The sequence below is a fragment of the Mycobacterium sp. NGS61 genome, from assembly GCF_059812325.1.
Map to the genome: position 1 here is coordinate 547,143 of NZ_JCALCL010000002.1, position 12,510 is coordinate 559,652.

At 67.3% G+C, this 12,510-nt stretch carries 8 protein-coding genes; 4 read left to right on the top strand and 4 right to left on the bottom strand.

What is annotated here, in order from left to right; genetic code table 11:
• The first annotated feature begins 14 nt into the window (after positions 1-14).
• From AC5Y3Z_RS07085 to AC5Y3Z_RS07095, 3 genes are read left to right on the top strand one after another with little or no spacing between them, the layout of a single operon-like run.
• On the top strand, positions 15-2,315 hold the full coding sequence (locus AC5Y3Z_RS07085) for a CaiB/BaiF CoA-transferase family protein (RefSeq protein WP_463825363.1): 2,301 nt from the start codon (positions 15-17) through the stop codon (positions 2,313-2,315).
• Positions 2,312-3,076, top strand: coding sequence for an SDR family NAD(P)-dependent oxidoreductase (locus tag AC5Y3Z_RS07090; protein ID WP_463825364.1), 765 nt, complete (start codon positions 2,312-2,314; stop codon positions 3,074-3,076). The genes AC5Y3Z_RS07085 and AC5Y3Z_RS07090 overlap by 4 nt, the downstream gene beginning before the upstream one ends.
• A 26-nt stretch (positions 3,077-3,102) precedes the next feature.
• Complete coding sequence (locus AC5Y3Z_RS07095) at positions 3,103-4,383, top strand: hypothetical protein (protein ID WP_463825468.1); 1,281 nt, start codon at positions 3,103-3,105, stop codon at positions 4,381-4,383.
• A gap of 175 nt (positions 4,384-4,558) precedes the next feature.
• On the opposite strand, the gene AC5Y3Z_RS07100 is transcribed toward AC5Y3Z_RS07095, so the two are convergent.
• The 4 genes from AC5Y3Z_RS07100 to AC5Y3Z_RS07115 all read right to left on the bottom strand — a co-directional run bounded on the left by AC5Y3Z_RS07100 (position 4,559) and on the right by AC5Y3Z_RS07115 (position 9,391).
• Positions 4,559-5,680: a M24 family metallopeptidase gene (locus AC5Y3Z_RS07100; RefSeq protein WP_463825365.1), complete on the bottom strand. Its 1,122-nt coding sequence runs from the start codon at positions 5,678-5,680 to the stop codon at positions 4,559-4,561.
• A complete protein-coding gene (locus AC5Y3Z_RS07105; RefSeq protein WP_463825469.1) occupies positions 5,670-6,839 on the bottom strand; it encodes a M24 family metallopeptidase in 1,170 nt (389 codons plus the stop codon). The genes AC5Y3Z_RS07100 and AC5Y3Z_RS07105 overlap by 11 nt, the downstream gene beginning before the upstream one ends.
• Positions 6,840-7,310: 471 nt before the next feature.
• A complete protein-coding gene (locus tag AC5Y3Z_RS07110; protein WP_463825366.1) occupies positions 7,311-8,426 on the bottom strand; it encodes a glycosyltransferase in 1,116 nt (371 codons plus the stop codon).
• Between the two features lie 95 nt (positions 8,427-8,521).
• The gene (locus AC5Y3Z_RS07115) at positions 8,522-9,391 is read right to left on the bottom strand and encodes a DUF4344 domain-containing metallopeptidase (protein ID WP_463825367.1); all 870 of its coding nucleotides are present in this window, start codon (positions 9,389-9,391) and stop codon (positions 8,522-8,524) included.
• A gap of 290 nt (positions 9,392-9,681) precedes the next feature.
• On the opposite strand from AC5Y3Z_RS07115, the gene AC5Y3Z_RS07120 reads away from it, so the two are divergent.
• Positions 9,682-12,510, top strand: coding sequence for an MMPL/RND family transporter (locus AC5Y3Z_RS07120; protein ID WP_463825368.1), 2,829 nt, complete (start codon positions 9,682-9,684; stop codon positions 12,508-12,510).

Sequence of the window (12,510 nt, forward strand, 5' to 3'; positions counted from 1 at the left end):
TCGGTGGCGAGGGCATGTCGGCACTGAGCGGCTTCCGGGTCGTCGAGCTCGACGACTCGGTGGCTGCCGAGTACTGCGGCAAGTTGCTGTCCGACTTCGGCGCAGAAGTCATCAAGGTCGAGGCGCCGGGCAGTGGCAGCCGCACCCGCGCGATGGGACCGATACTTGCCGAGGGGTGCGACGGCAGCGCCTTATTCGGCTATCTGAACACCAACAAATACTCGGTCGCGCTCGATGTCGACGACGCGCAGCTGCACCAGCTGCTCCGCGGAGCCGATGTCGTCCTCGGGGCCGCGCACCTGGCGGAACGCCACCCTGAGGCCGTGTTCTGCACGATCAGCCCGTTCGGCCCCGGTGACTTCGACAATGCCAAGAGCATCAACGTATTTCAGGCCAGCGGCTGGGGTTACCACACACCCAGCCACGCCGGCCCCGCCGAGCCGCCACTGCAGGGTCCCGGACGCTTTCTCCCCGACTACGAAGCCGCACTCGATGCAGCGTTGTGCATCGGCTCCGCACTGTTCCGGCGGCTGCACGGCGGCCAGGGCGAATCGATCGACATCTCCACACAGGCAGTGCTGGTCTCCCGCGCCGACTGCATCGTCGGGCGGTTCGTCGCGGGCGAGGACGCGGCCGGCGCTGACCGCAGTGCCTACGACCAGCGCGGTCCGGCATCGTTCTTCCGGTGCGCGGACGGTTACGTCTACCTGTACGTGACCAGCCGAGCCCATTGGCTGGGTATCAAGGCGCTGCTGGATCATCCGAGCTGGCTGGACGCGTTCGACGACGACTGGCTGGAATTCTCGGTGACCGCGCAGAAGGTCGCCGCCTTTCAGCGCGGCTTCGCCGAGTGGGTCCGTGTCCTGGACAAAGACGTCGCCACCGACCGCGCTCAGCGCCTGGGCGTGCCGCTGGTCCCGGTCAACGAGGCCGGCGATCTGCACCGATCCGCTCAGTACCGGCACCGCCGCTATTTCACGAAGCTGCGCCATCCGGTATTGGGCACCGGCTCCTATCCCACCGTCCCGTACACGCTGAGCGCTTCTCCGGCCGAGATCGCCGCTGCTGCACCAACTCTCGGACAACACACACAGCAGATCACCGGTCGTGACCCGCAGCCCGCAGTTCGGCCGGCGCTCGCCCCACTCAGGTCACCGAGGCACCCGCGCGGTGGCCCCCTGGAAGGGGTGCGCGTCGTCGAGCTCACCAAAGTGTGGGCCGGGCCCTACGCGGGCAAATTGCTGGCACTGCTGGGCGCCGAGGTGATCAAGGTCGAGACCGCAACCAACCCGGAGGAGATGCGCGCCTACGGCGGCACCGACATCGACCACGCGCCGTATTTCCTCAGCATCAACCCGGAGATCCGCAGCGTCGACCTCGATATCAAGTCTCCCGGCGGCATGAGGCGACTGCGCGAGCTGATCGCGCACAGCGACATCGTGCTCAACAACCTGCGTCCCGGCGCAATGGAGCGCCATGGTCTCGGCTATCAGCAACTCGTGGCGATCAAACCGGACATCATCTCGGTGTCGATCAAGATGTGGGGCAATGACGGCCCACTGGGCCACCAGACCGGCTACGCGCCGTGTTTCGCAGCACTGGCTGGCCTGGCCGCGCTGGTCGGGTATCCCGGCGGGCCACCACGCGGCGCCAGCATGCGCTACGGGGATTCCACGGTCGGTGCGGCAGCGGCCTTTGCAGCCGTGGTGGCGTTGGTGCATCGCACGATTACCGGCGTCGGGCAGTTCGTCGACGTATCCGCCGTGGAAACCTTGTCGTCGATGATCGGGGACAGTCTGCTCGAACAGAGCCTGACCGGAAGACGGCTCGGCCCCGTCGGCAACAACCATCCCGACCTGTGCCCGCACGGCTGCTATCCGTGCGCAGACGGTGCCTGGATCAGCATCGCCGTCGCCAACGAGGCGGAGTGGCAACGACTTTGCCGGGTACTCGAGGTGCCCCTGCTGGCCACCGACGTGCGATACGCGACATTGCCTGATCGGCTCGCGAACGCCGGGGCCCTCGACGACGAACTCGCCTGCCGCACCCGCGATCACGACGCCGCTGTCCTGGGCGAGCGATTGCGGGAAGCCGGCATCGCAGCGTGCAAGTGCGCCACGTCCTCGGACGTGATCGGCGACCAACGACTCTGGGATCGCGGGCTGTACCGGTTCGTCAGCGATCACCGCGAAGGTCAACGGCCGATCGTCGGTCCGTCGTGGCGATTGGCCCGATGCCCGGCGGACATCACCCGCGGGGCGCCGTGTCTGGGTCAGGACACCGATGACGTGCTGACCGAGCTGATCGGATCATGACGGCGACACTGGCCGGCACCGCGGCGCTGGTGACCGGCGCCAGCAGCGGTATCGGCGCCGCGACAGCCAAACTCCTTGCCTCGCAAGGGGTCGCAGTCGCATTGCTGGCCCGGCGAGCCGATCGCCTGCGCGCCCTGCAGACCGAGATCGAATCCGCCGGGGGCACGGCGTTGGCGGTACCCGCCGATGTCACCGACTCGGCGCAGGTGGCGGCAGCCGTCGAGCGGGCCGTCGTTGAACTGGGGCGGCTGGACATCGTGGTGAACAATGCCGGTCTGATGCAGTCCGGACCCGCGACCGAGGCGGCGCTGCAGGACTGGGACGACATGGTGGCCGTCAATATTCAGGGCGTGCTCTACGTCGCCCGCACGGTCCTGCCGTATCTTGTTGCCGCCGCTGCGGATTCACCGCGCGGAGTCGCCGATCTGGTTACCATCAGCTCCACCGCGGGCTGGGTGGCCCGGCCCGGGACGGCGGTCTACTCACTGACCAAGTTCGGAATCAACGCGTTCAGCGAAGGCATCCGCCAGGAGATGATCGCCAAACGGGTCCGCGTCGGAGTGGTGGGCCCCGGCACCGTCGACACCGAGATCTTCACCCACCTCACTGAGCCCTCGCGTGCCGCATTCGAACGCCAGACCGCCGATATGGTCAAACTGGTGCCGGAGGACATCGCTGACGCGGTGCTGTACATGGTCAGTCGCGACCGGCGGGTGGCCGTCAACCACATGCTGGTGCGGGCCGCCGAGCAGACGTGGTGACCCCCCGCCTGCCAGCCGACCGGTGGGTGCTTGGCGATGGCTCGGCGTTGCCGATCCCCGTGCACCCGGATGCGTTGCGTGCCGGCGGGCAGCGCTTTCTGACCGACGCCTTCCGGGCCTCGGGCGCGTTGTCGCCGGACAACTGCGTGACCCGCATCGTCGCCTGCAACGAGATCGGCGGCGGCAGCACCGGGCGTAAGGCGGTGCTCTCAGTCGAATACCGCCGGCCCGAACCGGGCGCGCACACCGAGTTGTTCGTGAAGTTCTCCCGCGACCTCGACAATCCCGTTCGCGACCGCGGCAGAACCCAGATGGAGCCTGAAGTTCGGTTCGCCGCACTATCGCGAACACCCGGTTTCCCCATCGCCGTGCCGGACGTGCTGTTTGCCGACTACCAGCAGGCCACCGGCACGGGAATACTGATCACCGAACGAATCCCGTTCGGCGCCAATGGAATCGAACGCCATTACCACAAATGCCTGGACTACGACATGGTGGCACCTGTCGAGCACTACCGGGCGCTGGTCACCGCGCTGGCCCGACTGGCCGGCACGCACCGCTCCGGGCGGTTACCGGACCGACTGACCGCACGCTTCCCGCTGGACGTGCAGTCGGCCACCGTGGGGGAGCGTGCGGACCAGCGCGCCGGACAGCTGGAGCGACGGTTGGTCCAACTGCGTGAATTCGTCGGGACCCATCCCGGGTTGCTTCCCGCGAACGTCCGCGATCGGCAATTCCTGGCTCGCCTGGACCACGACGTACCGCGGGTCGCCGCACATGAGGCGGTCGTGCTGCGTGCACTGGCCGGCGACGCCGACTACATCGCACTGTGTCACTGGAATGCCAATGTGGACAACGCCTGGTTCTGGACGGGTGCGGACGGTGTCCTCAACTGTGGTCTGCTGGATTGGGGTTGCGTCGGTCAGATGAATCTGGGCATGGCCCTGTGGGGAGCCATGTCGGGTGCCGAAATCGGTGTGTGGAACTGTCATCTCGGCGAACTGCTGGACATCTTCGTTGCGGAGTTCGTCGGCAGCGGAGGCCCACGGCTGGACCCGGACCGGCTGCGCCGGCACCTGCTGCTGTACGCGGCGGTGATGGGTGTTGCCTGGTTGTTGGACGTGCCTGCGTTGATCCTCCGCCGCTTCGGTGCTGATGTGCCGGAGAACCGCAAGGATCCGCGCATCCGGGACGACGAAAGCGTGCGCGCACCGCTGCAGATGTTGTCGAACCTGCTGAACCTGTGGGAGCAGCACCGCGTCGGCGGGTTGCTGGACGAACTTCTCGCCGAAGACGCTCAGCGCTGACTCGATTTAAGCCCTCGACGAGTCGACGATCGCGCCGACGTCGCGGTGAGCAGGTGCGGTGCCGAAGGTCCGGCAACGACGATCCGAAGCTGCCGCTGGTGACGTGCTCGGCCGACCCCAAGCCGGCATACCTGCTGATTTATCGCTATCGGCGCAGGACGCCAAGCTGGAGGGCCTACGTCGCAGCCCAGGACGGGCTGTCGGACAGTACCGCTGCGGCACCGTCAGTGATCAGCACGGTGTCGCGACGCAATACCCCGCCCAACCCCCGCTGCCACACGTACCCGGTGATCGCCAGCACCATTCCGGTCGCCAGGCACTCGTCGTCCGTTGCGAGACAGAGTTTTTCGGTTACCACGGGCGGATCGAAACCCAGCCCGAGTCCGTGCGCGACGGGCATCGGCGGCAGCGGCTCGCCGACGGCCGGATAAGCCGCGAGCAACCCCTGCACCGGAGCACCGGCACGACAGCCTGCAATGAGCTTGTCGTGCAGGGCATTTGAGCGTCGGTAGAGATCGCGAACGGGCTCACCGGCAGCCTGGCCGGCCGGCCAGGTCCGGGCGATCTCGGCCACGTAACCGTCGGCCAGCGCACCGGCGGAGAACGCGACCAAGTCTCCCGCGCGTATCTCGGTCCCGGCGCGACGCCACGGGTCTTCGTGCGACGTCACCCAGGTGCAGTCCTGGGTGGCCGGCGTGCTGACGCCACCGGCGGCCATCGCCTCGAGCATCGCGCCGGTCAAAGTCTGCTCGGCAACCCCCGGTCGCAGTTCGGCGACCGCGGCAGCGAGGCCGCGGTCGGCCACCCGCAGCGCCGGTCCCATGGCCGTGATCTCCTCGGGGCACTTGCTGCGTCGCGCGGCAGTCAACGCGGGTTCACCGTCGACGATGTTGGCATGCGGAAACGCCAGCGGCAGTAACGCCGCGAAGGTGGGGGTGATCGCGTCGGTGCCGACCCGGCGGGCGGTGGCAGCTCCCTCGATTCCTTTGATCACCTCGATGAGAGTCATGGGGTTCCAAGCCAGCCCGTAGAGCTGGTCGTGGCTGATCTCCTCCGGGACGCCCTCGTCATCGGTGCTGTTCAGATAGATCCGTCCGTCCGCGCGCACCACCACACACATCGGCCCGAACGGACGGGTCCCGGCGATCCACAGTTGCGGCGCCCCGGTGACGTAGCGGATATTGGCCTGCCGCCCGAGGACCAGGACGTCGAGATCGTGTGCTGCCATCTGGGCCAGCGCGCGCTCGCGGCGGGCCATCCGCAGCGCCGGTGAATCGGGCGAGACTTCAGTCGCCATACGGGGAGTAGGGGTAGTCGGTGATCGGGGTGTAACCGTTCTCGGTGACCACCACGATCTCCTCACTGCGATATCCGCCGGTACCGTCTTCCCACACCACCGGCTCCAACACCAGCACCATGCCGGCCGGGAACATGAAATTGTCGTCGAACTCCGCACCGAGATCGGTTCCGATCATGGGGCTTTCGGCGGGGTAGGTACCGATCCCGTGCCCCAGGTAGAAATGCGGTAGCCACGGCTTGCGCCCGCCGTTGGCCGCGATCGCGGCCCGGGCCAGGTCGCCCGACGTGGCGCCGGCTCTGGTGACTGCCAGGACGGCCTCCAGGATGGCCCGCCACTGCGCGAACTGCTGTTGCTGACGCGGCGTGGGTTCTTCGCCCACCAGCCAGGTGCGCCCGAAGTCCGAGCAGTACCCGGCGTAGCTGATGCTGATATCGGTCCACAACACGTCACCAGCTGCCAGTTCGCGGTCGGTGGTCAACAGCGGCAGGGCCAGATCGCCGTGGGTGGTCCAGACCCCCGTAGCGCGCGAAGCCGGCATCACCTGCCAGATTGCTTCCAGCATGTTCGCGGTGGCACCCAGTTCGAATGCGCGCCGGACGAACGCCGCCGACAGATCGATCTGGCGCACCCCCGGGGCCAGGGCCTGCTGCACGTCGCTCACCGCCTGCTCGGTGATCCGACTGGCGCGACGGATGCAGGAAAGTTCGTCACGGGTCTTGACCAGCTGGGCCGCCGCCAGCACCACTGCCGCGTCTGACGGTGGTCCGGCGGGAAACAGCGCAGCACCGGCTCGCCGCATGGCGCCGGTCAGCTCGTCCACGGCGACGGCGGCGCCCGGCGAGATCAATCCGCTCAGAATCTGAGCGAAATGCGCTACCCCACGGTCGAATTCGAGATACACCGGGGCGTGCAGGTGATCGGCGGGGACCTGGCTCTGGATGGCGACGCCGCTGCGGAACGGCATGAACAGGTGCGGATGCTCGTCGTCAGCCAACACCACGGCGACGGGTCGCTCGACGTGCGACAGGCCGGCGTCCAGCAACGGCCAACTGACCCCGGTGGCGTATCCGACATGGCCGTTCAGCAGCAGGATCAGCGCGTCGACTCCGTGCTGAGTCATCGCCGAGCGCAACCGGGCACCCGTCTCGGCGTGCATCCGCACCCGGTCCGGCTCGTCGGGGATATCGATCACCGAACCGCGCGCGGCGAGTCGTGCGGTCACGCCGACCCCGGCACCGCGACACCGCACCCGAACACCCGATCCACTGTAGATGAGGCGTCCACCTCGGCAGCCGGCTCCGCCATTTGTGCAACGACACGGTCAAGGAGCGGCAACGAAGGGTCACAATCGATGTAGCGCACTGGATTTCGCGGCGATTCAGATGCGACCGTGATCCGCGTGAGTCTTGATGTCGGCGAGCGGTCGCACGTTTCGCTTGCAAACTGGGCGGACCGGCCGCCGCGGCGCTGCCCGCGCGGTCACTGGTTGTTGCCGGGACACATGACGGTAGTCACGGTGTCGTGTTCGTGTGGCCCGCATATCCGGTGGGAATGCGAATGCGGCGCCACCACCTACGGGCCGGGGTTGATCGATTCGTGCGACCTCGCCAACTGACCTGCGCGGGGGCTAGGACGCCTGCCTGGTGTCCAGCGATGTCAGCATGCCGGCGGCCGACCGCTGCCAGGTGAACATCTCGGCGCGGTGCCGCGCGCCCATCCGCCGCTGCGACTCGGGCCGGCCGACGATGTCGCGGGCCGCGTGTGCGATGGCCACCGGATCGTTGTCGGCGAGCGCGCCGCTGTCGGCGGTGACAATCTCGGCCAGGGCCGAGGTGCGCGACACCACGGCCGGCGTGCCACATGCCAGCGATTCCAGGGCGGCCAGCCCGAACGTCTCGTGCGGTCCCGGTGCGAGAGCGACGTCGGCGGAGGCCAGCAGGGCGGCGACGGTGTGCCGGTCGGCGACGAACCCGGTGAAGTCGACCGGTAGCCCGGCGGCCTGACGCTGCAGCCGGGCCTGCAGTGGGCCGGTTCCCACGACGACAAGGCGGGCATCGACGCCGGCGTCGCACAGTGAAGCCAGCGCATCGATGCTGCGGTCGGCGCGTTTCTCCACCGACAACCGGCCACAGTGGACCAGCAGCAGCTGTTCGGGCGCCGCGAAGTTGCGTCTCAGCTCGGCGCAACGCTGCCGCGGGTGGAAGGTGTGCAGGTCGACGCCCAGCGGGACGGTGACGGTGTTGGTCGCGCCGATCCGGTCGAATTCGGCGCGGGCGAACGCGGTGGTGCACACCACGGTGTCGTAGTCGGCGGCGGTGCGCCGGTTGGCGAAATCAGCCACCCGCTGCGCGGCGCGACGCGGAAGCACTTGCCCGGCAAGGCGATCCAGGCGTTCGTGGGAGATCATCACGGTGGTGGCACCGTGCTCGCGGCCCCACCGGCCCAGCGAGCGCAGCGTCAGCCGATCGGAAACCTCCAGGGCGTCCGGTCGCAGCGACTCCAGCAGGGCGCACACCGGCCCGGGCATGATCGCCCGGTAGCCGCCGGTGCGCGGAAGCAGTCTGGCGGGCAACGTGATCCGGACGACCCCGCTGTCCAGAGTGCGGCGGTCTGCGCGTTGACCGGGGACGATCAGGAAAACCTCGTGATCCCTGGCGCAGTATTCCGCGCCCAGTCGGTCGACCGCCGTGCGTAGCCCGCCGGATCTGGGTCCGTAGAAGTTGGCGACCTGTACCACCCGCATACGCCTGAGGGAATCCGGTGCTCATGTGCGGTCGACGAGCGCGGACCGACTGCTGCCTGAATACCGCGTGAAATCCCGTCGGGCGCTGCGGCGGCTCAGCTGGGTTTCTTCAGGTGCGGCCCCAACATCTGGCGCCACGCCCTGGACATGTTCTGGAATTCCTCTTCGCAGTTGCCGGCGCGGTCTTCCGGTAAGTCACCCGAGGACACGATGCCGGCGTTGGCCGTCGTGTCCGACCCGTAGATCCAGCATTCCCAGTTGTACATCCGGGTGATGTCCATCGAGTGGCCGTCCCAGAACGGCAGTTCGTTGGCGTCGCCCGCCTCTTTGGCGCTCAGCCGCCAATCCTGCGCAGTGTCGGTCGCGATGCGTACCCCATTGGGATAAGGCTTGCCGTCGGCGCCGGGGTCCAGCAGCTCGAAAGCCGACAGTTGGTCGGCAACATCCTCTTCGCGGCCGGTGAAAGCGAGCTCGTAGATGGACAGCGTGGCGTGGCCGAGTTCGTGGTAGAAGCCGGAGATCGTCGCGTTGACCGCGGCCAGCGCCGGATCCGGGTTCTCAGCGCGGGCGAATCTCTCTTCGCTTTGCTGAATGTCTTCGTAGCACAGTTGAATCTCGTTGAGGTTGGGATCCCAGTAGTCGTTGGCCTCACCGCACTGCTTGGCCACGGCGCCGACGTCATGCGGCAGGTTCAAGGTGTCGTTGACGTGGCCCGCGACGCTCTCCAACACCTTTGCGTCCACCATCAGCTGGCGGCCGCGTTGCGCCTCGGGGGTGGTGGCCTCCTCATAGCGCAACGTCATCTTCGCCACCACCGGCGGCTCGGTCGGGTTACCGGGTTGCGAGGTCGCCGCCGCTTCTGGCGACGGCCGGCTGCTCCCGGACGGGTGATGATTCTTCGCCTCGCTGCATCCGGCCACCAGTAGGGCCGCGCAGGCGGCGACGACGATGACTGGCCTCCGCATGTCGCGTGCCCCCTTCGTGGCGCGGTGCCGGTGTCGTAACGTTCTCGAGGTCTGCCCGGACCTGTGGAAACGTTACGACACCGGCGTGCAAGAAACGGCGAAACACTCGCTTGACGCGCCATCCGTGCGACCGCGGCCGCGGCAAATCGCTGTCGAACTGAGGACAGTGGTGGTTGAATTAGCCGATTCCGTCCGGGCCCGGGTTCGGTATCGAATGAGAAGGTGATGCGCCCGTTGAACTCCTATGAGCCGCCGCGTGACATTCGCGCGGCGCGGCTGAGGTTCACGTGGTGACGGGCCGATACATCTACCGCTTCGCGCTGCTGATCGTCGGGGTGTGGGCCATGTTGACGGTCGCGGGCAACAGCCTCACTCCGCCACTCGAGCAGGTGGTCGCCGATGAAGACCAGCCGTTCCTGCCGCCCGGGACCAGGGCCGCGGTGGCGGTGCAAAGGTCGGCGGCGGCGTTCTCGCAGGCGCCCACCGACAATGTCGGTTACCTGATCCTGGAACGGATCGGGGCCCTCGACGAACACGATCGGGACTACTACAACCAACTGGTCACGGCGCTGCGCGCGGACAGCACGCACGTCCTTCAGGTGACCGATTGGTGGCTGGTGCCGGCGACCGCGCAGGTCGCGATGAGCGCCGATCGCCATGTCATGACCGCCCCGTTGCGACTCGGGGGGGTGGTGGGTTCGACGGAAGCCGTTGATTCGATCAACGCGGCGCGCGGCATCGTCGCCCAACTGCATCCGCCGGACAATCTGCACGTCTACATCACCGGTCCCGGGGCCACCGTGATGGACGAGTTCGATGCGATCGACCGGCAGACCCAGGTCATCACGGCGACGACGTTCGTGGTGTTATTCGTGCTGCTGTTGGTCGTCTACGGATCCCTGATCACCGCGATGGTGCCCCTGGTATCGGTGACCTTGGCGCTGGCGGTAGCCAAGCCGGTGGTGTCGGCGCTGGCCGCGCGCGAAATTATCAGTGTGTCGCTGTTCTCTCTGTCGGTCAGCGTGGCCGTGGCAGTGGGGGCCGGTACCGGCTTCTCGATCTTCGTGATCGGGCGATATCACGAGCTACGACGACAAAACTTCGATCCCCCGACGGCAGTTGCCGGCGCCTATCAGGGTGTGGCGCCGGCGATCTTAGGCTCGATACTCATCGTCGTGGCACCGTTGGGTGCCTTGGCCTGGCTGAGTCTGGCCAAGATCAGTATGTTCGCGACCACCGGAATTCTCTGTGGCATTGGTGTTTTCGCGGCCGGACTGGCCGCGCTGACGTTGACACCCGCCCTCGTCGCGCTGGCCAGCCGGGCGGACCTGGTCAAGCCGCCGAAGCGAAACTATTGGCGGCGCCGGTGGCGGCGCATCGGCACCCAGGTGGCACGCTGGCCGGCGCCGATTCTGGTAGCCAGCGGAATCCTGGTGCTGATCCTGATCATCGGGCTGCCCGGAGTACCGATCGGGTGGGACGAAACGCAGACGACCTCTGCGAACTCGGAGTCCCGCCGCGGTTACCAGATCGTCGATCAGCACTTCCCGCCGAACCAGTTGCTTCCCGACGTGGTCACGATCGAGACCGACCACGATCTGCGCAACCCGGCGGCACTGACCGCGATCGAGCAGGTGACCAGCAACATCATGACGATTTCCGGGGTCCGGATGGTGCAGTCCGCCAGCCACCCGGGCGGGATGGTCTCCAAACAGGCCGCGCTGACCGCGACCGGCGGCAACGTCGGCGACCGGCTGGAGGAATTCGCCGACCAGATCACCGCTCGGGAGGACACGTTCGCCAAACTCGACACCGCCGCGGGTGAGCTGGTCACCGGGCTCGATCTGATTCAGTCGGGCTCGTTTGCGGGCAACTACGCGATCGGTGGCGTGAGTTTGGCCATTCATCTGACCCAGGAAGCCATCGTGAAGGTGCGGGCCCGGTCCGCGGAGGTTTCGGAGATCTTCGAGCCGCTGCGTAAGTTCGTCGGCGCGTTGACGGACTGCCGGGCGACGCCGGTGTGTGCGGCCGCCCAGGAGGCGGTGCAGTGGGCGACCGCTGTCGTCGACAGCTCCAACACGTTGGCCGATGCCGCCGATCAACTCAGTAAGGAGATCGCCGACGCCGCCGCGGCAACCGGGCTGTCGGGTTTGCCGAACATCCTGATCAGCCACAGCGCCCCACTCGAGCAGACGCGGGCGATGACTGCGGGCTTGCGCGAGGTGCTGAAGAACCCCCGTCCGGTGCCCACCCAAGAACTTCCGACCTACCTGCGCAGTCTGGTCTCCATCTCGCAGGGCAGCCCCGGGGTCGATCTCTACGCGTCCCGAAAGATCCTCACCGACCCGAATATGCGTCCCGCACTGAACGAATTCTTCTCCCCGAATGGACACTCGACGCGACTGTACGTCTATGGCAACGGTCACGAGTGGGGTGACGAAGGCGCGGTACGCGCGCGGGCCATCTCGGTCGCCGTGGCGGATGCGACCACGGACGGCGCGCTGAAATCGACCGGCGTGCAACTCACCGGCGTCGGACCGGCCACCCGCGACCTGCAGGACATCATCGGCGGTGACCTGGTGCTGATGGCGGTGCTCACCCTCGGGGTGATCCTGCTCATCTCGGCTGCGCTGTTGCGAAGTCCGGTCGCCGGGTTGGTGGTGCTGGGCACCATCGCGACGTCGTATGTCTGCGCGCTGGGCGCCAGCGTGCTGATCTGGCACCGTCTGCTGCACCACGAGTTGCACTGGTCGGTGCCGCCCATCGCGTTTGTGTCCATGGTCAGCGTGGCCTCGGGCGGAAATCTGCTCTTCGCCCTGCGTATTCGCGACGGCCTGGCCGCCGGGCTGCGCACCAGCATCATCCGGGCGTTCGCGGCGACCGGCGGCACCGTCACCGCCGGTGGCATCGTCGTCGGGATCACCACGATCGCCCTCGCGTTGAGCAGGGTGGTGAGCGTGGCGCAGATCGGTGTCACGGTGGGTCTCGGTCTGTTGTTGAACGCCCTGGTGATGCGTGCCTTCGTCCTGCCGGCCATGATGGTGGTGCTGGACCGCTGGTTGTGGTGGCCACGGCAGCAGGCCAGTGACGAGGAGGAACTCGAACCTGTCCCGGTCTGA

Coding starts and splice junctions, on each gene's coding strand:
- AC5Y3Z_RS07085 (WP_463825363.1), top strand. CDS start 15: ATGTCGGCACTGAGCGGCTTCCGGGTCGTCGAGCTCGACGACTCGGTG.
- AC5Y3Z_RS07115 (WP_463825367.1), bottom strand. CDS start 9,391: ATGCGGAGGCCAGTCATCGTCGTCGCCGCCTGCGCGGCCCTACTGGTG.
- AC5Y3Z_RS07100 (WP_463825365.1), bottom strand. CDS start 5,680: ATGGCGACTGAAGTCTCGCCCGATTCACCGGCGCTGCGGATGGCCCGC.
- AC5Y3Z_RS07090 (WP_463825364.1), top strand. CDS start 2,312: ATGACGGCGACACTGGCCGGCACCGCGGCGCTGGTGACCGGCGCCAGC.
- AC5Y3Z_RS07110 (WP_463825366.1), bottom strand. CDS start 8,426: ATGCGGGTGGTACAGGTCGCCAACTTCTACGGACCCAGATCCGGCGGG.
- AC5Y3Z_RS07105 (WP_463825469.1), bottom strand. CDS start 6,839: ATGCACGCCGAGACGGGTGCCCGGTTGCGCTCGGCGATGACTCAGCAC.